Raw genomic sequence first — 22181 nt, 5'->3', positions numbered from 1 at the left:
ACCGATCAGGCGATCGCCCGTCCCTCGGTGTCGAACAGGTGGCAATCGGCCGGATCGAGGCCGACATCGAACGCCGTGCCCTCGCTGATCTCCGGATCGCCATCGAACAGGCAGGTAAAGTTCTCACCCGAGGGCAGTGTGCAATAGGCAATGGTGTGGATGCCCAGCCGCTCGATGATGTTGGGCGTCGCCGACACGGTGAACGGCCCCGAACCCAGCGTCAGGTGCTCCGGCCGGATGCCCAGCGTCACTTCCTTGCCAACAAGATCGGCATCGGCGCTCTCGCGCTGCAGCGTCATCCGCCCATTGCCGCGCAGGTCGACCACCACTTCGCCATTGGCAACCGAGGACACGACGGCCTTGACGAAGTTCATCTTGGGCGAGCCGATGAAGCCGGCGACGAACAGGTTCTGCGGCTTGTGGTAGAGTTCGAGCGGCGAGCCGACCTGCTCGATCCGACCCGAATTCAGCACCACGATCTTGTCGGCCATGGTCATGGCTTCGACCTGGTCGTGGGTGACGTAGATCATGGTCGAGCCGAGCCGCTTGTGCAGCTCCATCAGCTCGATCCGCATCTCCGAGCGGAGCGCGGCGTCGAGGTTGGAGAGCGGCTCGTCGAACAGGAAAATCTTGGGCTGGCGCACGATGGCGCGGCCGATGGCGACGCGCTGGCGCTGGCCGCCCGACAGCGTGCCCGGCCGCTGCTGCAGCCGCGTTTCGAGCTGCAGCACCTTGGCCGCCTGCTGCACGCGGGTGTTCACCTGGTCGTTGGGCAGCTTTTCGACCCGCAGCGGGAAGGCGATGTTCTCGAACACCGACATGTGCGGGTAGAGCGCATAGCTCTGGAACACCATGGCGATGCCGCGCTTGACCGGCGGCAGGTCCTTCACCGCGTTGCCGCCGATGACGATCTCGCCGTCGGTGACATCCTCGAGGCCCGCGATCATGCGCAGCAGCGTGGACTTGCCGCAGCCCGAGGGGCCGACGAACACCACGAACTCGCCTTCATCCACCTCGAGGTCGAGGCCCTTGATGATCTCGGCTTCGCCGAAGGATTTCTTGAGCTGGGTTAGGCTGAGCTGGCTCAATCCGGAGGTCTCCATGGGGCCGTCGCGCGGCGCGATGGGGGAGGACCGCCGCAACCGAAGTCGCGGCGGCCGGGAGGGTCTTACTTGTACTGCTCGAGATCGGCAGCGGCCTTTTCGAGCGCGGCGGCCGGCTCGGCGGCGCCGGTCACCACCGACTGCACCATCTCGATCATCACGTTCTGCAGGCCGATATAGTCGGTCAGCAGCGGCTCGGGCCCGCCGAACTCGATGCCGTCGAGGAACGGCTGCCAGTACGGCTTGGAGGCGACGAGCTCGGACGTCTGCGGCTCGAGCGGACGGAGCGGGGTCAGGCCCTGCGCCATCTCGGCGGCCCACTGGCGCTCGGGAGCGGTGATGAACTTGGCGAGGCTGATCGCTTGTTCTTCGACGCCCGTGCCCTTGAACACGGCCAGCGAGTCGGTGATCAGCAGCGTGCCGGGGCCCTTGGCCTGCGGACCGAGCGGCAGCGGCGCGACGCCCCACTTCATGCCGGCCTCGTCGGCGAGGATGCCGGCGTTCACCGAAGCATGGATCATGCCGAGCGTACCGTCGAGCCAGATGGCGCGCACTTCGTTCTGCTCGTAGGCGGTCGGGCCTTCCTCGGCATAGGCCGAGATGTCCTTGAGCGCGGTCAGCGCCTCGAGCACCTGCGGGCTGTTCAGCACGATGTTGCCGTCCGCGTCGATGACGAGGCCGTCATTGGTGTACACCCAGTGCAGGAACTGGTGCATGGTGTTGTCGAAGGTCTTGGCGACGACGCCGAAGCCATCGAAGTCGGTATTGTCCTCGATCTGCTTGGCGAAGGCGATCTCTTCGGCCCAGGTCTTGGGCGCGACTTCCGGATCGAGCCCGGCGGCCTCGAAGATCTCCTTGTTCCAGAACAGCGCCTTGGTCGAGAACGCCACCGGCACGCCCCACTGCGTGCCCTCGAAGGTCACCGTGTCGGGCACATAGTTATAGTAGGCGCCCTTTTCCTCGTCGGTCATCGGCACCGGCACGATCAGGTCGTTCTGGGCGAACTGCTTGAGCGTGCGCGAGCCGACATAGGCGAGCGCGACCGGGGTGCCGGCGGCGGCGAGCGTGGTCACCTTGTCCTGGCACTGGCCCCAGCCGACGACTTCGGGAGCGACCTTGAAGCCGGGATTGGCGGCTTCCCACTCGGCGAAGTAGTCGGCGTAGCCGGCCGTCAGCTCGTCGCCGCAGTTGATGAAGGTGATTTCCTTGACGTCCTGGGCATAGGCGGCCGGCGCGGCGCTGGCGAGCGCCAGCAGCGATACGGCAAGAAGCGAAGTCGTTCTGCTCACTTTAGTCTCCCTTGATAAGCGTCCGGCTGGACGCCTTTCCCTCCGGCCGGGACCCCTGATCCCGGCCTGGCTTACTGCTTGATCGCCCCGGCGGTGAGGCCGGCGACGAGGTAGCGCTGCAGGAAGATGATGATGATCATCACCGGCAGGATTCCGACGAAACTGGCTGCCATCAGCTCGTTCCAGACCACTTCCTGCTTGCCGAAGAAGCCGAACAGGCCGATCGGCAGGGGCATGAACTCGGTCTTGGAGTTGAAGGTCAGCGCGAAGATGAACTGCTGCGCATAGGCGCCGATGAAGGTCATGATCGCGACCACGACGATGCCCGGCATGGCCAGCGGCAGGATGACCCGGCGCATGGTGTAGAGCCGCGACGCGCCATCCACCCAGGCCGCCTCGTCGAGCTCGCGCGGAATGCGCATCAGGTAGGTGCGCAGCAGCCAGATCGAGGCCGGGATCAGGAAGGCCGCGCCCGGCACGATCTGGCTCCAATAGGTGTTGAGCAGCCCGATGCCGCGCATCAGCCGGAACAGCGGGATCAGGAGCACCGCACCCGAGAACATGTTGACCGCAAGGAAGGCCGCGAGCAGCACGCCGGCGCCGGCAAAGTTGAAGCGCGCGAAGGCATAGGCCGCCGGCACCGCGATGGCGACGACGATCGCCGTCTCGACCGTGGCGATGAACAGCGAGTTGAAGATGTAACGCGCGAGGTTCGGCACGCTCGTCCACATCGTGATGTAGGCGTCGAACGAACCGTTTTCGGGGATGAAGCTGTAGGGCGTCGAGAACAGCTGGCTCAGCGGCTTCAGCGAAACGAGGAAGCCTTCGACGAACGGCGAGAGGACGAAGATCAGGAACAGCGCGAGGCCGGCATAGAGCGCCACCACTTCGTACCAGCGATAGCGGTCGATCATGGCGCGGGTGGTTTTCGCCTTGCTGCGCTTGGCCGGCAGGATCGTGGTCGTGCCCTCCCGGGAAACGGCGTCGGTGGTGATGCTGGTCATCGCGCTTCTCCCTGCGACAGGCGGCGGACGGCACGGAAGTAGAGGAAGCAGAAGACCGACACGAAGATGCAGATCAGCACCGCGCGGGCCGCGCCCTCGCCGTATTTCGACGAGCGGATACCGGTCTGGAACGTGTCGATGATCATCGTCGTGGTCTGCCCCGAGGGCCCGCCCTGGGTCAGGATCCAGATGATGTCGAACGAGTTGAAGGTCGCGATCAGCGACAGCAGCGACATGGTCAGCATGGCCGGCAGGATCAGCGGCAGCGTGATGCGGCGGAAGCGGTAGAACCGCCCGGCCCCATCGGCCCAGGCCGCCTCGTGCAGGTCGCGCGGCACCGACTGGATCGCGGCCAGCAGGTAGATCGTCACCATCGGCACGCCGATCCACACGTCGGTGACGATGGTGGCCCAGAAGGCGGTGTTGCCATAGCCGAGAAAGGCGATCGGTCCGCTGACGAGGCCGAAATTCTGCAGCAGCCCGGAGATCATGCCGAACTGGCCGTTATACATCCAGCCCCACATGTAGATGCCGATGGCCATCGGCACGATCCAGGGCGGCATGGTCAGCACGCGGAAGATCGATTGGCCCGGCAGCGCCGCGTTGAGCAGCACCGCGCCCATGGTGCCGATGATCATCTTGAGGCTGACGGAGAACAGCGTCCACACGATGGTGCGGATGATGATCTCGGTGAAACGCGTGCCCGAGAATATCTTCTGGTAGTTGGCCCAGCCCACCCAGTCGAAGCTCGGGCGCAAGGCCGCGTTGGTGAACGACAGGATGACCGTGTCGACCAGCGGATAGGCAACGATGAACAGGGTGTAGGCGACCGCGGGGGCGAGGAGCGCTAGGGCGAAGATGACGGCGTTGCGGTTAGCGGTCATGTTCCCTGCCTCCCTTACGCGGCCTGCGCGGATCGGCCGAGGGCGCCGTCGAATTCGCGCCAGATCGGCGCCATGTCGACCACGCGGCGCTGTCGCATGGCGTCGTCCATGCTCATCGCCAGCAGCCCCGCTTCGAGCGCATCGACCACCGAGACCGGCAGCGGCGCGCCGTCGATCAGATGCGCCATGATGTCGGTCGCCATCTGCTCGTCGGCGCCATAATGCTGGCTGAGGTCGGAGAGCTGGTAGGTGGTGTCGATCAGCCGGTCCGAGCTGCGCGAATCCGTCACCTGGAAATAGTTGCGGATGAAGTCGCCCTCGGCCATGCCCTTGACGCCCATCACCGCGAAGCGCCGGAAATCGTGCGGCACGTTGAGGTTGGTGTGGAAGGTGAAGGCGGCGCCGTTCTCGTACTCCACCATCGCCGTCTGGTAGTCGATGATGTCGCCGTCGCTGTCGAACACCTTGTCCGAGCCCATCCAGCCGCTGGGCTTGCGATGATAGACCTCGAGGTCGTTGATGCCGTGCACCTGCGGCGCGTTCTTGGGGATGAAGGTCCGCCGACCGCCAAAGCTCGACACGTAGCGCGGCCGTGCGCCCATGACCCCGTTATAGAGGTCGAGGTCGTGGCAGCACTTTTCCAGCATGAAGCTGCCCGAGTAGCGCTCGTAGCGGCGCCAGTCGCGCATGAAGAAGGCGCCGTGATAGGGCGGAATGTGCTCGGACGCTTCGATCGAGACGATGTCGCCGAGCAGCCCATCGGCCTGCGCCTTGCGCAGATCCTTGTAGAGCGGCGCATAGCGCAGCACGAGCCCGACCATCAGGTTGTCCGAGCCGTATTCGGCGATCAGCGCCGCCAGCGCCATCGTCTCCTCAACCGAGGTGACCACCGGCTTTTCGGTGAACACCTTGAGCCCGCGCTCGAGCCCGGTGCGGATATGATCGAGATGGAGGTGGTTGGGCGAACCGACCATCAAGAGGTCGAGCTGCTCGCCATCGAGCATCACCTCGAGGCTGTCATAAGCCGTGCCGACGGGGATGTCGTGTTGCTGCGTGTAGGGCAGGCCGGCCGGCGCGGGATCGACATAGCCGACCACGGAGAAATCCGGGCTCTGCACGCTGAACACGCGCGCCAGGTAGCCCAAACGATACCCCAGGCCGACAATCCCTACCTTCATCCCTGACCCTCTCTTCAGGTGGAATACCTGTAAACGATTTTCATCGTGTCCAGAATTCAGAACCCATGTCAACACGATGACAGAGCGGATTTCAATACCAATCTAAGCCACCCGCGAATTTTGTGGGATTCGCACTGGATTCGCACAGAAGGCTCGCGTTTTAGGCAGCGTGCCTAGTGACTCTGCCGCACGTTCGCGCACAGATGGTCGCAATTGGTATGGATGTGGACTTACCACTTGACACAATGACAGTCCGTCATCGATGAAAATCAATGACATCGGACGGGTCCTTCGCTCACCTTCCCAGAAGAAAGGCGGCACGCGCGTGCTCAACCTTACTCCGCAGCGCCTGACCATGCTCGTATTCTTTCTCCAGCCGATCGCCTTTGGCAGCTGGCTGCCGCGCATTCCGGATGTGCAGCAGGCGCTCGGCCTCGGACCCGCCGGGCTCGCCATCGTGCTGCTCGGCCTGCCGGCCGGAACGCTCTCCACCCTGCCCTTTGCCGGGCCGCTGGTCGGCCGCATCGGCGCCCGCGCCGCCATCATCATCGGCTTTGCGCTCTATGCCGTCGCGGTGAGCCTGCCCGCCTTCGCGCCCAACCCGGTGCTGCTGTTCATCGCGTTGATGGCCTGCGGCTCGACCCTGTCCTTCGTCGAGCTCGGCCTCAACGTCGAGGCCGACAAGGTGGAGAAGGCCACCGGCAGCCTGATCATGAGCAAGTCACATGGCTTCTGGTCGCTCGGCATCATGACCGGCAGCCTGATCGGCTCGGCCTTCGCCGCCGCCGGAATCGCGGCAGGCTGGTCGATCCTGATCGTCTGCGCCGCCACCCTGGTGATCGGCCCGCTCGTCGGCCGCCTCGTCCCTGACTACGGCCCGGACACCCACACGGCGGCGCCGGGCGAGAAGCCGCACGGCCTGCGCCTCCCCGGCTGGGCCCTGCTCGGCATCTGCTTTTTCGTCTTCGGCATCACCATGACCGAGGGCGCCATGGCCGACTGGTCGGCGGTGTTCCTGCGCGAAGTGATGGGCGCCGGCGGCGAGGCCGGCATCGGCTATTCCGTCTTCGCCGGGCTCGTCGCCACCGGGCGCTTCGGCGGCGACTGGGCCAAGTCGCGCATCGGCGCGCCGCTGCTCGCTCGCCTGAGCGTTGTCCTCGCGCTGGCCGGCATCGCCGTTCTCGCCTTTGCTCCCAATATGACCATCGCGCTGATCGGCTTCGGCATCACCGGGCTCGGCGCCTCGGTCGGCTTCCCGCTTGCCGTCACCGCCGCGGCCGACCTCGATCCGGCCCGCGCCTCGACCAATGTGGCGACGCTCTCCTTCATCGCGCTGCTCGGCTTCCTCGTCGGCCCGCCGCTGATCGGCTTTATCGGCGAGCATATCGACCTGCGCGCCGGCCTTGCGGCGCTGCTGCCGGTGCTGGTGATCAGCCTCGTGCTCTCGACCCGTCTCGGCCGTACCGCCTCCACAACCACGCTCGCCCAAGGAAAAGCCTGATGCGCATCGTTGTCGGCGGCATCCACACCGAGTGCAGCACCTATAACCCGGTGCTCGTGCACGAGGCGGAGTTTCGCATCCTGCGCGGCGCCGCGCTCACCGGTTCGGACTACTTCGCCTTCCTCAAGGACTATCCGGCCGAGTTCGTGCCGACGCTCCACGCCCGCGCCATCGCCGGCGGCCCGGTGGAGCGGAAAACCTACGAGGCGTTCAAGGCCGAAATCCTCGACGGCATCCGCAACGCCGGCCCGCTCGACGGCGTCTATCTCGCCATGCACGGCGCGGTCTATGTCGAAGGGATGGAGGACGCCGAGGGGGACTTCATCAGCGCGGTGCGCGAGCTGGTCGGACCCGACCTGCCGATTGCCGCGAGCTACGACCTGCACGGCAATGTCAGCCAGCGCATCGTCGATGCGCTCGACATGTTCTCGACCTACCGCACCGCCCCGCATATCGACGTCGAGGCGACCATGCGCCGCGCCGTGACCATGCTGGTCCGCACGCTCGAAACCGGCGAGCGCCCCGGCATCATGTGGGCCAGGATCCCGGTCGTGCTCCCCGGCGAACGCACCAGCACCGAGGACGAACCGGCCAAGCGCCTCTATGCCGGCCTTCCCGCCATCGATGCCGCGCCCGAAATCTGGGATGCCTCGCTGATGGTCGGCTATGTCTGGGCCGACGAGCCGCGCGCCACCGCCGCCGCCATCATGACCGGCACTGACCGAGCCGCACTGGCCCAAGCTGCCGAAGCGCTGGCGCAGTCCTACTGGGACGTCCGCGACGAGTTCGTGTTCGGCCCGCCCACCGGCACGATCGAGGAGTGTGTCCGGCAGGCGATCGCGGCGACCACCCATCCGGCGATCATCGCCGAATCCGGCGACAACCCCACCGGCGGTGGCGTCGGCGACCGCGCCGATGTGCTGGCCGAGCTGCTGCAGCAGGGCGCGACCGGCGTGATCTTCGCCGGCATCACCGATGCTGCCGCGACCGAAGCCGCCTATGCGGCCGGCCTCGGAGCCGACATTTCCGTGAGCATTGGCGGCAGCCTCGACCCCGCGAGCCGACCGGTGCCGGTGGAAGCGAGGGTCACGTTCCTCCTCGAAGCCGCCGAACCGCGCCTGCGCGAAGCGGTGCTGCGCATCGGCGGCATCGACCTCGTCGTCACCGCCCGCCGCCGCCCTTTCCACGACATCGCCGATTTCGAGAAGCTCGGCCTCGATCCGATCAACGCCAGGATCGTCGTGGTGAAGTCGGGCTATCTGTCGCCCGAGCTGGCGCCGATCGCCAATCCGAGCCTGATGGCATTGTCGCCGGGCGTCGTCGATCAGTTCGTCGAGCGCCTGCCGCGTCTGCGCAAGACCGTGCCGACCTACCCCTTCGACAAGGACTTCGCCTACGCGCCTACGGCCGTGCCGTCGAAGCGGGCGCCGTTCGCCTGAACGTGTCTGAACGCGTGAACGTGATTGCGGGTTAAGGTGCCGCAGGCCGGGCATCTTTGATCCGCCATATCGGCTGCTTATCTCCGATAGAACCACACCGAGATTCTGCGTTCATGACCGCTCCCGTGATCGACGCCAAGGGCGTCAACCTGCACCTCAAGAGCGGTGGCACACCGCTGCATATTCTGAAGGATGTGGACCTCGCCCTGTCGGGCGGCGAGGTGGTGGCGGTCGTCGGCCCCTCCGGCAGCGGCAAGACCTCGCTGCTGATGGTACTCTCCGGGCTCGAGCAGGCGACGGCAGGATCGGTGCGGGTCGCCGGCACCGAGATTTCGCGCCTCAACGAGGACCAGCTCGCCGTGTTCCGGCGTCAGAGCCTCGGCATCCTGTTCCAGAATTTCCACCTCATCCCGTCGCTGACCGCGCTCGAGAATGTCGCGCTGACGCTCGAGATCGCCGATCCCGGCATGCCGTGGGCGAAAATCCGCGACCGCGCCGCCAAGGCACTGGCCGATGTCGGGCTGGCCAATCGCACCGGCCATCTGCCCAGCGCGCTGAGCGGTGGTGAGCAGCAGCGCGTCGGGCTTGCCCGCGCCATGGTCGGCGAGCCGCGTCTGCTGTTGGCCGACGAGCCGACCGGCAATCTCGACCAGGAGACCGGGGCGCAGGTGATCGACCTGATGTTCGGGCTCGCCCGCGATCGCGGCACCGCGGTGCTGATGATCACCCACGATCCCTCGCTCGCGGCGCGCGCCGGCCGGCAGCTGCGCATGAACGAGGGCCATCTCAGCGAACTGGTGCCGGCATGAGCTGGCTGCAGGGCTGGCTGCGCGTCGCGCTGCGCGACCTGCGCGGCGACCTCAGGCGCTTCACCATCCTCCTCGCCTGCCTCGCGCTCGGCGTCGGCACCATCACGCTGGTCGGCTCGGTCGGCGCGGCGCTGCAATCGGCACTGCTTCGCGATGCCCGCACATTGCTCGGCGGCGATCTCGAGGCGAGCCTCACCTATCGCGCCGCAACGCCCGAGGAGCGCACCTTCTTTGCGGGGCTCGGCAAGCTCGGCGAGGTGGTCGAGATGCAGGGCCGCGCCGATGCCGAGGGCGGCAACAGCTTTCTCGCCATCCGCGCCGTTGACGCGAATTATCCGCTGGTCGGCACGGTCACCGTCGAAGGCAGCGACCGGCCGCTCGCCGATCTGCTGGCCGAGCGCGACGGCCGATACGGGCTGGTCGCCGATGCGCTGCTGTTCGACCGGCTCGGACTGAAGGTCGGCGATCCGGTGACCATCGGGCAGGCACAGTTCACGCTGACCGGTATCATCGGCACGGTGCCCGATCAGGTGACGGCCGGGCTGCAGCTCGGGCTGCCGGCGTTCATGTCGGTCGATGCGCTCAACGCCACCGGCATCATCGAGCCGGGCGTGATCGGCACCTGGCGCTACAAGCTGCTGCTGAACCCGGGCGAGAGCTTCGACACGGCGGCCCGCGCCATCCGCACCCAGTTCCCGCAGGCCGGCTGGAAGATCGCCTCGCCCGAGGAGGCGACCGAGGATCTGAGCCGCTTCTTCGATATCTTCTCGCGCTTTTTGACCATTGTCGGCCTCTCCTCGCTGCTGGTCGGCGGGGTCGGTGTGTCGAACGCCATCGCCGCTTATGTCACCGAGCGGCAGCGCTCCATCGCGACCATGAAGGCGCTCGGCGCCACCGGCCCGCGCGTGCTGATGCACTTTCTCACCCAGGTGCTGATCCTAACGGCCGTCGGCATCCTGCTCGGCCTGCTGCTCGGCACGGTGCTGACCGCGATCCTGCTGCCCATTCTCGGCAGCCTGCTCGGTCTCGGACTGCCGCCGGTGATCGATGCCAAGACACTGCTCACTGCCGCCGGCTTCGGCCTCCTGACCGGTTTTGCCTTCGGCTACCTGCCGCTGGTACGAGCTGAAAAGCTGCGGCCGGCGCTGCTGTTCCGCTCGGCCGGCTCCGCGGTCGAAGGCGGGCTCGGCTGGCGCGACCTGATCCAGCCGGGGCTGTGGCTGCCGCTGCTCGTCGCCACCGCGCTGATCTACGCGCTCGCCGCCGTCACCACCAACCGGCCGCTGCTGGTGCTGTGGTATGCGCTGGGCGTCATCGCCGCCTTCCTCGTGCTGCGCGCCGCCGCCTGGCTGCTGCAGGCCGGGCTGCGTCGCCTGCCGCCACTGCCCGATGCGGCCTTGCGCAATGCCGTGAAGTCGATCCACCGGCCGGGAGCGCCGGCGCCGGTGGTGATCCTGTCGCTCGGGCTGGGGCTCGCGCTGCTGCTGCTCATCGCACTGGTCGATGGCAGCCTGCGTCACCAGCTCGACCGCGAGTCGATCCCCAATGCGCCCAGCTTCGTGTTCATGGACCTGTTCGAGGACGAGGCGCAGTCGATCCAGGATTTTGCCGATGCCAGCAACGGCAAGGTCGCCGATTTCACTGCCTTGCCGCTCGTCACCGGCGCCATCGAGGCGATCAACGGTACACCCGTCGCCGAGCTGCATCGCACGCCGCCGCCGGAGTTCGGCTTCGTGCTCGAAGGCGAGATTCCGCTGACCACGTCGGAACTGCTGCCGCCGGAATCGACCATCACCGAAGGCGCCTGGTGGCCGCCCAACATGATCAGCGCACCCGAGGTGTCCGTGTTCCAGCGCCTCAAGGAACCGCTCGGGCTGAAGCTCGGCGACGTGCTGACCTTCCGCATTTTCGGCGAGCCGGTCGACGTGAAAATCTCCAGCTTCCGCGACTATGCCTGGCGCTCGGGCAGCGTGAACTTCGGCTTCGTGCTTTCGCCCAACGCGCTGGCAGATTACCCCGTCACCTATCTCGGGCTGCTCAAGGCGACGCCTGGCTCCGAGCGCGACCTGCAGCAGCAGCTGGTGGCCGAATTCCCCGACCTGCTCTTCCTGCCGATCGGTGAGGCGCTCGACACGTTTGCTGCCATCCTCGGCAATGTCACCACCGCCGTCGAAGTGATCGGCGGCCTGGCGGTCGCCTCGGGCGTACTGGTCCTCGCCGGCGCCATGGCGGCGGGCCGCCGGCAGCGCGAGTCCGATGCGGTGGTGATGAAAGTGCTCGGCGCGACGCGCGGCGACATCATCCGCTCCTACCTCATCGAATATGGCGTGCTCGGCCTGCTGGCAGCGGTGCTGGCGACCATACTCGGTCTCGTCGGCACCTGGGGCTTTGTCGAGTTCGTACTCGAGATCGACTTCTGGGCCGATCCGACGATCATCGCCGTAGTGATCGCCGCCACGGTGGCGCTTGCCATCATCGTCGGCATGGCGACGACCTGGTCGGCGCTGTCGACCCGGCCGGCGCGGTTCCTGCGCGAAGAATAGCAGGGCGAACGATGCATCCGACAGCCTGGGCGCAAGAGCCGCATCTATCTCAGGATGGGCCCCGGCCTGCTCCGGGGTGACCCGGTGGGTGGGAGGCATAGGGGATGACCACAACCGCCGTCATGCCCGGGCTTGACCCGGGCACCCATATATAGCTTCGGGCCGCCTATGGGTCCACGGGTCAAGCCCGCGGATGACGACTGAGGGAGTGGTGCGGCCACCGGAACCGGTGGGCCGGCACGATTGCTCCTCCCATGGCCCTGCTAGTCCGGCTGCCCGCCGATCTTGGTCACTGCCGCCGAGCCAGCCGCGATGCCGCGCCTGAGGCAGGTCTCGATGCCATTGCCCATGACATCGGCCGAGATGAATGCGGCCGCGAACGCATCGCCGGCGCCGGTCGTGTCGACGACCTCCACCACGGGCGCACGCAGCCGCAGCTTCACGCCGGACGCGTCGCCCGCCGCCGCGCCATCGGCGCCCAGCTTGATGACCACGCGGCCGTAATTCGGCCCGAGCTTACGCATCTGCGCGTCGAGCTCGGTCTCGCCCGATAGCGCCACCGCCTCGTCGGCATTGGCGAACAGTGTCGAGAAGCCCCGCGTCCATTCGAGGAACTTGTCCGGCCCGACCTCCTTCACGAAGCCGACCGACGCCGCGTCCACCGCCACCGGGATGTTGCGCGCGCTGGCCTCGCCGGCCATCCAGCGCACCGCGTGGCGCGGCTGTTCGGCGAACAGCGAGTACCCGGAAACGACGACGTAGCCGGCCTCGTCGAGCAGCCAGACCGGCATGTCGGAATGGCTGAGGTCGAGATTGGCGCCGCGATCGGTCAGGAAGCTCCGCTCGCCATCGGGGTCGATGATGGTGACGAGGATGCCCGATGGTCTGGTCGGGTCGGCAATCAGCACCGGATCGACATGGAAGCCGCGCAGGTGCGCCTCGAGATGCGGCTTGTCGGTCGCCCCGACCCGCGCCACGAAGCTCACCGGCGTGCCCATGGCGCCCAGCCACACCGCCTGGTTGGCGCCCGAGCCACCCGGCCGCTGCGTGATCGCGGCGCGCCGGTCCGAGCCGCGCACCAGCGGCCCTTCGGGGATGACGATGACGTCGGTCATCACGTCGCCAATGACGATGACCCGCCCCCCTGCGCTCACGTGTCGAGCTTGCTCAGCGCCACCGCGATCTCGGCGGCGACGCGCGCGTTGTTCTCGACCAGCGCGATATTGGCCGTCAGGCTCTTGCCCTCGGTGAGCTCGAAGATGCGCTTCAACAGGAACGGCGTCAGGTCCTTGCGGCCGATCCCCTGCGCATCGGCATCCCTGATCGCTTCCTCGATGCGCGCCGAGATCATCTCGGTGGGCAGCGCATGGCTCTCGGGGATCGGATTGGCGACGAGCACGCCGCCCAACCCGAGCGCGAACTGCAGCGCGATCACCTTGGCCGCATCCTTGCCGGTTTCGACCCGGTGGTCGACCTTGCCGCCCGACTGGCGCGTCCAGAAGCCGGGGAAATCGTCGGTGCCGAATCCGAGCACCGGGACACCCTTGCTCTCCAGCACTTCGAGGGTCTTGGGGATATCGAGAATGGACTTCGCCCCGGCGCACACCACCGCGACCTGCGTGCGCCCGAGCTCGTCGAGATCGGCCGAGATATCGAACGTGGTTTCAGCGCCGCGATGCACGCCGCCAATACCGCCGGTGGCAAACACCCGGATGCCCGCCGCTTCGGCCGCCATCATCGTGGTGGCAACGGTCGTGCCGGCAATCTGCTGGGAGGCCAGCAGCGCAGCGACGTCACGGCGCGAAGCCTTGGCGGCCTTGCCGCCGACCTGCGCCAGCCGCTCGAGATCGTCGCCCGAAACGCCGACCTTGAACTTGCCGTCCATGATGGCGATCGTCGCCGGCACCGCGCCATTGTCGGCGATCACCTTCTCGACGTTCTGCGCCATCGTGAGGTTCTGCGGATAGGGCATGCCATGGGTGATGATGGTCGATTCGAGCGCCACCACCGGCTGCCCGGCGCTGAGCGCCTTCTTCACCGCCGGCGAAATCGAAATGTGCTTCTTCAGGCTCAAGGTCTGCCCCTAATTCGTCTGGGCTTCGTTTGAACCGAAATCGGGCGGCTGCGCAACTGGTGGGCCTCTGCCTCGACACGACCACCGGGTCATCCCCGCGAAAGCGGGGATCTCCGTTTCGGCCGCAAAACAGGGATTCCCGCTTTCGCGGGAATGACTCCGTGGGTGGGGCGGGAATGACACCGTGTGTGGGGTGAGCGCCGAACCTACTCGAACCGGAACACCACGCCAGCGAGGCCCTCGTGGAACGTGCCGAGCCCGCTCGGGTAGTACTGCAGCCCGTACTGGGCCCTGAGCGCGATGTTGTCGCCCAGTGTGATCTCGGCCCCGGCCGCGCCGGTGAGTGCCAGTTCCTGCGCCTCGGCATCGAGGCCGACACCGGCCGCGGTGAACAGCAGCATGGCGTCGGTGACCTGCGCGCCCAGCCGGCCATCGGCCTGCAGCCATAGATAAGGATCGCCGCCGGCCACGCTCTGCGCCGCCAGCATGGCTTCGGCGCCGAAGTAGAACGCCTCGTTATGGGTTGCCCCGGTACCGGCGAGCACGCCGAACCTTGCGCCTTCCCCGCCGCCGCCGAGGTCCGCCCCCGCGCCGCCCATGATGCCGAAATAGAAGCCGTCCCAATATGCCGGCGTTCCGAATGCCTGCGCGGCGGCTTCGCCGGCAGGCGGAAGGAACAATGTAACTGCCAGCATCAGCGCCCGCGATCGACCCATGGCCAACCCCCGCCTGCTTCAGCCCGGGTACTATGCGCCCGCCTCGCGCGGGGCCGCAAGTCGCATCCCGGCAACACCTCCTTTGCGCCCTGCGAATGGGTGGGTTTCACGGGCTCCCCGTACCCGGCAAACCCCTTGCCCGCCTGTGCGTTTGCCACTAGCTTGCCCCCCGCTGGAGCCAACGCCAGGCGAGGGGTTTACTTCACTGCGCACGCATATTGTTGATCCGGAACCTCCGCCGGATCGATGGCCGCCCGGACCCGGGCACATTGCGACCCCCTGTGTACCCGGCGCGACGCCCGCGCTGCTTGGCCTTCCCTCCCGCGTATCCATTGAAATTCGTAAAATCTTCGCCCGGCCCCGCTTGCCGGGCACAAGCCATTTTGCCTGGTTGGGGCCAGGCAAATGCCAACCGGCGCCTGAACCGCCGGACGCATCCGCCATGCGCCGCCCTCCCCGAGCGGCACACGAACAAGGAGACGACTCTATGATGACCCGGACCATGATCGCGCTCGCCGCGCTGCTCGCCGCAGCCCCGGCTCTGGCGCAGGAAGAGCCAGTGCTGAATGTCTACAACTGGTCGGACTATATCGCCGAGGACACCATTGCCAATTTCGAGGCCGAGACCGGCATCAAGGTGAACTACGACGTCTACGACAATAACGAGATCGTCGACGCCAAGCTGCTCGCCGGTTCGTCCGGCTATGACATCGTGGTCCCCTCGGGCAACTTCCTCGAGCGCCAGATCAAGGCTGGCCTGATCCTGCCGCTCGACAAGTCCAAGCTCACCAACCTGGGCAACCTCGACCCGGCCGTGATGGCGACGGCTGCCGGCCAGGATCCGGACAATGGGCATGGCGTGCCCTACATGATCAACACCATCGGCTATGGCTACAACACCGCCAAGGTGACCGAGGCGCTCGGTGCCGACGCGCCGGTCGACAGCTGGGACCTGATCTTCAAGCCCGAATATGCCGAAAAGCTTGCCTCGTGCGGCATCAGCCTGCTCGACAGCCCGTCGGAAGTGACCGGCATCGCTCTCCACTATCTCGGGCTCGACCCGAACTCGGAGAGCGAGGAAGACCTGGCCAAGGCCGAAGCCCTGCTCAACTCGATCAAGCCGTATATCCGCTACTTCCACTCGAGCCAGTATATCGACGATCTCGGCAACGGCGAGATCTGCGTGGCGCTCGGCTACTCGGGCGATATCTTCATCGCCTCGGACAATGCCGCCGAGGGCGTCGAGGTCAACTACGTCATCCCCAAGGAAGGCGCGGCGACCCTGTTCGACTTCCTCGCCATCCCGGTCGATGCCCCGCATCCGGACAACGCCCACAAGTTCATCAACTACATCCTCGAGCCCGAGGTCGTGGCCGCGATCACCAACTACGTGTTCTACGCCAACCCGAACCTGCCCTCGCTCGAGTTCGTCGATGAGGAAGTGAAGTCCAATCCGGGCATCTATCCGCCGGCCGAAACCGTCGCCAAGGCCTTCGTGATGAAGGCGCACTCGCCGGAGTTCGAAGAGGTCTTGACCCGTACCTGGACCCGCATCAAAACCGGGCAGTAATCAACTCGGGAAGGGGCGGCTCCAGGCCGCCCCTTCGATCTATCGGTTCAGGGGGCGTCGCCGGACTGCAAATGGCCAAGAAGCCGCAACTCGCTTTCGAAACGCGTCCCTGGCGTGACCCATCCGCCAAGCCGTTCGTCCGCATCCGCAACGTCACCAAGAAGTTCGGCGACGTCTCGGCGGTGCACGACGTGTCGCTCGATATCTACAAGTCCGAGCTGTTCTGCCTGCTCGGCGGCTCGGGCTCGGGCAAGTCGACGCTGCTGCGCATGCTCGCCGGCTTCGAGCGGCCCACCTCCGGCCTGATCGAGATCGACGGCCAGGACATGACCGACGTGCCGCCCTACCAGCGGCCGGTCAACATGATGTTCCAGTCCTACGCGTTGTTCCCGCACATGAACGTGGAGCAGAACATCGCCTATGGCCTGAAGCGCGACAACATGCCGGCCGGCGAGATCAAGGACCGCGTCGCCGAGCTGCTGGCGCTGGTGAAGCTGCAGGACTACGGCAAGCGCAAGCCCAACCAGCTCTCCGGCGGCCAGCGCCAGCGCGTGGCGCTCGCCCGCTCGCTCGCCAAGCGGCCAAAACTCCTGCTTCTCGACGAGCCGCTCGGGGCGCTCGACAAGAAGCTGCGCGAGGAAACCCAGTTCGAGCTGGTGAAGATCCAGGAAAGCCTCGGCGTCACCTTCATCGTGGTCACCCACGACCAGGAAGAGGCGATGACCCTCGCCACCCGCATCGGGGTGATGAACCAGGGCGAGATCGCCATGATCGGCGAGCCCACCGATATCTACGAGTACCCGAACTCGCGCTTCGTCGCCAATTTCATCGGCTCGGCCAACATGGTCGAGGGCGTCGTCACCGAGGATGAGCCGGACCATGTCCGCATCCGCTCGGCCGAGCTCGGCTGCGACATCTATGTCGGTCACGGCGTTGATTGCGCGCCGGACCAGATCCTGTGGTGGGCCATCCGCCCCGAAAAGATGCACCTGAGCCGCGAGCAGCCGGAGGAGACCTTCGGCGCCAATGTCACCAAGGGCGTGGTCGAGGATATCGCCTATCTCGGCGACATGAGCCTCTACCAGGTGGTGCTCGACAGCGGGAAGCGCATCCGGGTCAGCCAGACCAACTCGGTGCGCGGCAACCCCGACGCCATCACGTGGGAAGAGACGGTCTACATCACCTGGGGCGACAATGCCGGATCGGTGCTGACGGTATGAGCACGATGGTGTTCGAGTTTCGCCACACCCACGGAGTCATTCCCGCGAAAGCGGGAACCTCTGTTTTGGGAGCGTGCGGCCAAACGGAGATCCCCGCTTTCGCGGGGATGACCCGGTGCGGGTTGCGCCCTCGCGGGAAGGGCCTCCTCCCATGAGCACGATGGGCAGCCAGCTGCCGCCGCCGCGCCGCCTCAGGCCGTGGAGCGGGCTCGAGCGCCGCCTGCGCGATGTCGGGATTTCCGGCCGCACGCTGGTGATCGCGGCGCCGGCGATCTGGCTCACCGTGTTCTTCCTGATCCCGCTGGCGGTGGTGTTCGGCATCTCGCTCGCCACCAAGCAGTTCGGCCGCCCGCCATATTCGCAGCTGCTCTCGACCGAAGGCGGCACGGTGCAGCTGACCCTGCACCTGTCCAACTACGTAAAGCTCTTCACCGATCCGCTTTATGTCGCGGCGTACCTGAGCTCGATCCGCATCGCGCTGGTTGCAACGATCATCACGCTCTTTATCGGCTACCCGATGGCCTATGCCATCGCGCGGGCGCCCGAGAAGTGGCGCAACATCCTGCTGATGCTGGTGATCCTGCCGTTCTGGACCTCGTTCCTGCTGCGCGTCTATGCGCTCAGTGGCTTCATGCGCGGCAATGGCGTGATCAACCAGTTCCTCGGCGTGTTCGGCATCGAGCCGCTGGTGATGATGCAGACCGATTTCGCCGTCTATGTCGGCATCGTCTACACCTACCTGCCCTTTATGATCCTGCCGCTCTACACCAACCTCGTGAAGCTCGACATCTCGCTGCTCGAGGCCTCGGCCGATCTCGGCTCGCGCCCGTGGCAGACCTTCCTGTCGGTGACGCTGCCGCTGTCGCTGCCCGGCATCGTCGCGGGCTCGATGCTGGTGTTCATTCCGGCGATCGGCGAGTTCGTCATTCCCTCGCTGCTCGGCGGACCGGAGACGCTGATGATCGGCCGCGTGCTGTGGGACGAGTTCTTCGCCGCCACCAACTGGCCGCGTGCCGCCGCCGTCGCCGTGGCCATGCTGGTGGTGGTCGTCATTCCCATCCTGCTGCTGCAGAAGGCGCAGGATGCCGTGGTCGAGAAGGGTCGATAGATGCGACGCGGCTGGTTCCTTCCCATCGCGGCAACGCTGGGCTTTGCCTTTCTCTACCTGCCGATCATTTCGCTGGTGGTGTTCTCGTTCAACGAGAACCGGCTGGTGACGGTGTGGACCGGCTTTTCCACCAAGTGGTACGCCGAGCTGTTCGCCGATCAGCAGATGCTGGGCGCCGCCTGGCTGAGCCTGCAGATCGCTTTCTGCGCCGCCTCGCTGGCGCTCGTCCTCGGCACGCTCTGCGCCATAGCCCTGGTGCGGTTCAAACGCTTCCGCGGCCGCACCGTGCTCGCCGGCACGGTCTCGGCGCCGCTGGTGATGCCCGACGTGATCACCGGCCTTGCGCTGCTGCTGCTGTTCGTCGCCATGGAAGGCACGCTCGGCTGGCCCGCCGGCCGCGGCATCCTCACCATCATCATCGCGCATACGACCTTCTGCATGGCCTATGTCACGGTCGTGGTGCAGTCGCGCCTCTCCGATCTCGACCTGTCTCTCGAGGAAGCCGCGATGGACCTCGGCGCCACCCCGGCGCGGGTGTTCTTCGACATCACGCTGCCCATCATCGCCCCGGCGCTGGTCTCGGGCTGGCTGCTCGCCTTCACCCTGTCGCTCGACGACCTCGTGATCGCGAGCTTCGTCTCCGGCCCCGGCTCGTCGACGCTGCCCATGGTGATCTTCTCCAAGATCCGCCTGGGCGTGTCGCCGGACGTGAATGCGCTCGCCACCATCATCATCGGTGTGGTGGCGCTCGGCGTGGTGATCGCGACGCTGATCGGACTGTCGGGCAGCCGGGCGCGCAAGGCGTCGTAGCCTGGCGCCGGCAGACGACCCCCTCCCAGCCTCCCCCATAAAGGGGGAGGTGCTCTGTTGGTGGGCTGGGCACGATCGAGGACAGAGACGCGACTCTTGACCTCCCCCTTTATGGGGGAGGCCGGGAGGGGGCCGTCTCTGTCGGCGATCCAACGAACAGCTCCGCGCAAATCCCATCCACTGTTCGCCCGCTGGACGACAGTTCGTTCTCACATCCGCCCTTGCCAGCGGCAACGCTCCGGCCTAAATCTCCATCGTCATCTCACGATGGCGTTGTTCTCAGGGCGGGGTGCAATTCCCCACCGGCGGTAGATGGGAGAAATCCCAAAGCCCGCGAGCGCCTTCGGGTCATCCCGAGGGGTCAGCAGATCCGGTGTAATTCCGGGGCCGACGGTATAGTCCGGATGAAAGAGAACGGGACTTAGCGCTGGTCTCTGCGCGCCCGCACCTATCGGTCGGGCAGCCGATCAATCGCCGATCCCCGTAACTCCCTGAGGGAACTGGTTACGGAAAGGATCGACCCATGAACCAGGTTTCCTCGTCTACCAACACCGCCGCCACCGTCGGCGCCGCCTTCATGCTGGTGGGCGCGCTTGCCTTTGCCGGCTCCAACCTGCTGCAATCGCTGCTGCCGACGCCCGTGGAATATGGCGGCTACGGCATGAGCTCGACCGGCATGGCCTTCTGGCAATATGTGATCGCCGCCGTGCTCAGCCTGCCGCTGATCCTGCGCATCGGCGTCCACAACCTGCGCACCAGCCATCCGTTGGCCCATGAAATCCGCGCCTTCGTTTCGGCGCTCGGCGTGCATGTGTTCGTCTACGGCTTCGCCTCCGGCGTGCCGATCTGGCAGATGGTGACCCTGCTCGCCACCGGCCCGCTGTTCATCATCCTCGGCTCGACCCTGTTCCTCGGCGAGCGCGCCTCCGCCGCCCGCATCGCCGCCGGCATCGTCGGCTTCATCGGCGCCATCATCGTTTCCGGCGTCGGGACCGAAAGCCTCGGCTGGACCACGCTCGTACCGATCGCCGCCGCCGGCCTCTGGGCCACCACCGACGTGCTGACCAAGTACCTGGCGCTCAAGGGCGAGAGCCCCGAGACGCTGACCGTGTCGCTGCTCGTCCTCGTGACGCCGAACCACCTGCTGATCCTGCTCGCCGTCTGGGGCCTCGGCATCTTCACCCCCGGGCTCCTGCCGGTCGGCCTCGCCGACAACGTGTTTGCGCTCCCCGGCGGCAACGCGCTCTGGCTGCTCGCCTTGCTCGGCGCGCTGACGGCCGTGGCGCAGTATCTGATGGCCCATGCCTACAAGGTGGCCGACGCGACCTACCTGCAGCCCTTCGGCGACACCAAGGTGCCGCTGAGCGGCCTCGTCGCCTGGATCGTGCTCGGCCAGGTGCCAGGCGACCTGTTCTGGTGGGGTGCGGCGCTGATCGTCGCGGCCTCGGCCTTCATCTACTGGGTGGAATCCCGCGGCCGGCGCGGCACCCTCGCCACAGCCTGAGCTCGCTGCACGACTCAGGCTCCCCGGGGTCGCCGTGACTGCGGCCCCGGGACCTGAGAGAAGGCCCCCTCACCCGCCGCTTCGCGTCGACCCCTCCCCCAAGGGAGAGGTCAAGAAAGAGCACGACCTCGCCACCACATCACCTCTCCCTCTGGGGGAGAGGTCGGATCGCGTGCGATCCGGGTGAGGGGGCCTTTCCGCGACCTAAACCTCGACCCAGCGCCCCTCGCGATGGCTTTGCGCCATGGCATGCACCGTCCGCTCGATCTCGAGCCCCTTGTCGAAATCGACGATCTGCCCCGCCTCGCCGCCGATGGCGCGCAGCAGCTCGTGGCACTCGATGATCTTCAGCTCGTTGAAGCCGAGACCGTGCCCCGGCGCCGGGATGAAGCGGTCGTAGGGCGCATGGATCGGGGCGGTGAGCACGGTGCGAAAACCCTGCTCGGTGGCGCGGTCGCTGACCGTGTAGAGCTGGAACTCGTTCATCCGCTCCTGGTCGTAGGCGATGGTGCCTTTCGAGCCGAAGATCTGCACGGCGATGCGGCCCTTGCGGCCCCAGGCCGAGCGATCGAGGGCCATGACGCCGGCCGCGCCGTTACGCAGTTCCAGCAGCACCGAGGCGATGTCCCAGGTTTCGACGGCGCGGCGGCCGCCATCGCGGCTCGGCCGGTCCGGATAGGGCATGGAGAGCTGCGCCATCACCCGGGTGACGCCGCCGAACAGGAACTGCATCAGGCTGAGTGGGTGGACGCCGAAATCATCGAGCGCGCCGTAGCCGGACGAGGCCTCGCTCTTCCAGTAGAACAGCGCCTCGGGATCGGCCATGAAGTCCTCGTCCATCTCGAAGCGGACGTGGTTCACGGTACCGATGGCGCCTTCGTCGAGCAGCCGCTTGATGTGCCGGATCACCGGATTCTGGATGTAGTTGTAGCCGAGCGCGGTCACCTTGCCGGAGACGCGCGCCGCCGCGGCCATGCGCTCCGCATCAGCCAATGCCACCGCCATCGGCTTTTCGCACCAGACATGCTTGCCGGCCTCGAGCGCAGCGATCGCCATCTCGGCGTGGAAGGCATTGGGGGTGGTGACGGAGACCACCTCGACCTCAGGATCGGCGATGAGCGCGCGCCAGTCGGAGGTGGATTTATCGAACCCGAACTCGTCGGCGCGGCGATGCGCCAGTTCGGGTGACACCTCGGCGAGGTGCACGAGCCGTGGCTTCGGGCCATCCCCGAACACGAGTTTGACCGCATTCCAGGCCAGCGCATGGCACTTGCCCATGTAGCCCGTGCCGATGAGGCCGACACCGATGGAGGTCATTCGTTTCTCACATTGGGGCTGAGAGACACCCCCCACCCTGTCCCTCCCCCGCAAGGGGGGAGGTGACCTGCGCTCACACGTCTTCGTTCCACGAGCGCCGGTGCTTGCTTGG

General features: G+C 66.4%; 18 protein-coding genes and 1 riboswitch. Of the genes, 9 read left to right on the top strand and 9 right to left on the bottom strand.

Going from position 1 to position 22181, the window contains the following annotated elements; translation table 11 throughout:
• Positions 1 to 5: 5 nt before the first annotated feature.
• The 5 genes from AC3A6I_RS19630 to AC3A6I_RS19610 form a co-directional block, all read right to left on the bottom strand.
• A complete protein-coding gene (locus AC3A6I_RS19630) occupies positions 6 to 1088 on the bottom strand; it encodes an ABC transporter ATP-binding protein (RefSeq protein ID WP_487545557.1) in 1083 nt (360 codons plus the stop codon).
• Positions 1089 to 1168: 80 nt separating this feature from the next.
• Positions 1169 to 2392 carry an ABC transporter substrate-binding protein gene (locus AC3A6I_RS19625; protein WP_487545556.1) on the bottom strand — a complete coding sequence of 408 codons (1224 nt, stop codon included), beginning with the start codon at positions 2390 to 2392 and terminating at the stop codon, positions 1169 to 1171.
• 71 nt (positions 2393 to 2463) lie between these two features.
• The gene (locus tag AC3A6I_RS19620) at positions 2464 to 3306 is read right to left on the bottom strand and encodes a carbohydrate ABC transporter permease (RefSeq protein ID WP_487545684.1); all 843 of its coding nucleotides are present in this window, start codon (positions 3304 to 3306) and stop codon (positions 2464 to 2466) included.
• A gap of 86 nt (positions 3307 to 3392) precedes the next feature.
• Complete coding sequence (locus AC3A6I_RS19615; RefSeq protein ID WP_487545555.1) at positions 3393 to 4280, bottom strand: carbohydrate ABC transporter permease; 888 nt, start codon at positions 4278 to 4280, stop codon at positions 3393 to 3395.
• 14 nt (positions 4281 to 4294) lie between these two features.
• Positions 4295 to 5458, bottom strand: a complete 1164-nt coding sequence (locus tag AC3A6I_RS19610; protein ID WP_487545554.1) for a Gfo/Idh/MocA family protein — start codon at positions 5456 to 5458, stop codon at positions 4295 to 4297.
• Positions 5459 to 5783: 325 nt separating this feature from the next.
• Between AC3A6I_RS19610 and AC3A6I_RS19605 the strand changes: the two genes are divergently transcribed.
• From AC3A6I_RS19605 to AC3A6I_RS19590, 4 genes are all read left to right on the top strand, one after another.
• Positions 5784 to 6959: an MFS transporter gene (locus AC3A6I_RS19605; protein ID WP_487545553.1), complete on the top strand. Its 1176-nt coding sequence runs from the start codon at positions 5784 to 5786 to the stop codon at positions 6957 to 6959.
• A complete protein-coding gene (locus AC3A6I_RS19600) occupies positions 6959 to 8398 on the top strand; it encodes a M81 family metallopeptidase (protein WP_487545552.1) in 1440 nt (479 codons plus the stop codon). Before AC3A6I_RS19605 ends, AC3A6I_RS19600 begins: the two co-directional genes overlap by 1 nt.
• Positions 8399 to 8511: 113 nt before the next feature.
• Positions 8512 to 9207, top strand: a complete 696-nt coding sequence (locus AC3A6I_RS19595; RefSeq protein WP_487545551.1) for an ABC transporter ATP-binding protein — start codon at positions 8512 to 8514, stop codon at positions 9205 to 9207.
• Complete coding sequence (locus AC3A6I_RS19590; RefSeq protein ID WP_487545550.1) at positions 9204 to 11750, top strand: ABC transporter permease; 2547 nt, start codon at positions 9204 to 9206, stop codon at positions 11748 to 11750. The genes AC3A6I_RS19595 and AC3A6I_RS19590 overlap by 4 nt, the downstream gene beginning before the upstream one ends.
• A 263-nt stretch (positions 11751 to 12013) precedes the next feature.
• Here AC3A6I_RS19590 and AC3A6I_RS19585 read toward each other — a convergent pair whose 3' ends face one another.
• From AC3A6I_RS19585 to AC3A6I_RS19575, 3 genes are all read right to left on the bottom strand, one after another.
• Positions 12014 to 12904 (bottom strand): carbohydrate kinase family protein, encoded by an 891-nt coding sequence (locus AC3A6I_RS19585; RefSeq protein WP_487545549.1) that lies wholly within the window; start codon positions 12902 to 12904, stop codon positions 12014 to 12016.
• Positions 12901 to 13824, bottom strand: a complete 924-nt coding sequence (locus AC3A6I_RS19580; protein WP_487545548.1) for a pseudouridine-5'-phosphate glycosidase — start codon at positions 13822 to 13824, stop codon at positions 12901 to 12903. Before AC3A6I_RS19580 ends, AC3A6I_RS19585 begins: the two co-directional genes overlap by 4 nt.
• A 206-nt stretch (positions 13825 to 14030) precedes the next feature.
• Positions 14031 to 14540 (bottom strand): hypothetical protein, encoded by a 510-nt coding sequence (locus tag AC3A6I_RS19575; protein ID WP_487545547.1) that lies wholly within the window; start codon positions 14538 to 14540, stop codon positions 14031 to 14033.
• Positions 14541 to 15027: 487 nt separating this feature from the next.
• On the opposite strand from AC3A6I_RS19575, the gene AC3A6I_RS19570 reads away from it, so the two are divergent.
• From AC3A6I_RS19570 to AC3A6I_RS19550, 5 genes are all read left to right on the top strand, one after another.
• Entirely contained in the window at positions 15028 to 16110 is a 1083-nt protein-coding gene (locus AC3A6I_RS19570; protein ID WP_487545546.1) for a polyamine ABC transporter substrate-binding protein, read from the top strand.
• 71 nt (positions 16111 to 16181) lie between these two features.
• Positions 16182 to 17330, top strand: a complete 1149-nt coding sequence (locus AC3A6I_RS19565) for an ABC transporter ATP-binding protein (protein ID WP_487545545.1) — start codon at positions 16182 to 16184, stop codon at positions 17328 to 17330.
• A 151-nt stretch (positions 17331 to 17481) separates the two neighbouring features.
• Entirely contained in the window at positions 17482 to 18438 is a 957-nt protein-coding gene (locus tag AC3A6I_RS19560; RefSeq protein ID WP_487545544.1) for an ABC transporter permease subunit, read from the top strand.
• Positions 18439 to 19248: an ABC transporter permease subunit gene (locus AC3A6I_RS19555; protein WP_487545543.1), complete on the top strand. Its 810-nt coding sequence runs from the start codon at positions 18439 to 18441 to the stop codon at positions 19246 to 19248.
• A 271-nt stretch (positions 19249 to 19519) separates the two neighbouring features.
• Positions 19520 to 19668, top strand: a riboswitch (FMN riboswitch).
• A 103-nt stretch (positions 19669 to 19771) separates the two neighbouring features.
• Positions 19772 to 20752, top strand: a complete 981-nt coding sequence (locus tag AC3A6I_RS19550) for a DMT family transporter (RefSeq protein WP_487545542.1) — start codon at positions 19772 to 19774, stop codon at positions 20750 to 20752.
• Between the two features lie 204 nt (positions 20753 to 20956).
• Here AC3A6I_RS19550 and AC3A6I_RS19545 read toward each other — a convergent pair whose 3' ends face one another.
• Positions 20957 to 22069: a Gfo/Idh/MocA family protein gene (locus AC3A6I_RS19545; RefSeq protein WP_487545541.1), complete on the bottom strand. Its 1113-nt coding sequence runs from the start codon at positions 22067 to 22069 to the stop codon at positions 20957 to 20959.
• Between the last annotated feature and the right edge of the window lie 112 nt (positions 22070 to 22181).

Source organism: Devosia sp. Soil_C_22 (assembly GCF_057657195.1).
Note: the sequence above shows the minus strand (reverse complement) of the source record. Positions and strands in the feature narration are given on the sequence as shown.

What these genes read in the sequence shown, in the direction of transcription:
- AC3A6I_RS19600 (WP_487545552.1), top strand. Translation starts at nt 6,959, where the DNA reads ATGCGCATCGTTGTCGGCGGCATCCACACCGAGTGCAGCACCTATAAC.
- AC3A6I_RS19615 (WP_487545555.1), bottom strand. Translation starts at nt 4,280, where the DNA reads ATGACCGCTAACCGCAACGCCGTCATCTTCGCCCTAGCGCTCCTCGCC.
- AC3A6I_RS19570 (WP_487545546.1), top strand. Translation starts at nt 15,028, where the DNA reads ATGATGACCCGGACCATGATCGCGCTCGCCGCGCTGCTCGCCGCAGCC.
- AC3A6I_RS19620 (WP_487545684.1), bottom strand. Translation starts at nt 3,306, where the DNA reads ATGATCGACCGCTATCGCTGGTACGAAGTGGTGGCGCTCTATGCCGGC.
- AC3A6I_RS19610 (WP_487545554.1), bottom strand. Translation starts at nt 5,458, where the DNA reads ATGAAGGTAGGGATTGTCGGCCTGGGGTATCGTTTGGGCTACCTGGCG.
- AC3A6I_RS19595 (WP_487545551.1), top strand. Translation starts at nt 8,512, where the DNA reads ATGACCGCTCCCGTGATCGACGCCAAGGGCGTCAACCTGCACCTCAAG.
- AC3A6I_RS19575 (WP_487545547.1), bottom strand. Translation starts at nt 14,540, where the DNA reads ATGGGTCGATCGCGGGCGCTGATGCTGGCAGTTACATTGTTCCTTCCG.
- AC3A6I_RS19565 (WP_487545545.1), top strand. Translation starts at nt 16,182, where the DNA reads ATGGCCAAGAAGCCGCAACTCGCTTTCGAAACGCGTCCCTGGCGTGAC.
- AC3A6I_RS19550 (WP_487545542.1), top strand. Translation starts at nt 19,772, where the DNA reads ATGAACCAGGTTTCCTCGTCTACCAACACCGCCGCCACCGTCGGCGCC.
- AC3A6I_RS19560 (WP_487545544.1), top strand. Translation starts at nt 17,482, where the DNA reads ATGAGCACGATGGGCAGCCAGCTGCCGCCGCCGCGCCGCCTCAGGCCG.
- AC3A6I_RS19545 (WP_487545541.1), bottom strand. Translation starts at nt 22,069, where the DNA reads ATGACCTCCATCGGTGTCGGCCTCATCGGCACGGGCTACATGGGCAAG.
- AC3A6I_RS19590 (WP_487545550.1), top strand. Translation starts at nt 9,204, where the DNA reads ATGAGCTGGCTGCAGGGCTGGCTGCGCGTCGCGCTGCGCGACCTGCGC.
- AC3A6I_RS19555 (WP_487545543.1), top strand. Translation starts at nt 18,439, where the DNA reads ATGCGACGCGGCTGGTTCCTTCCCATCGCGGCAACGCTGGGCTTTGCC.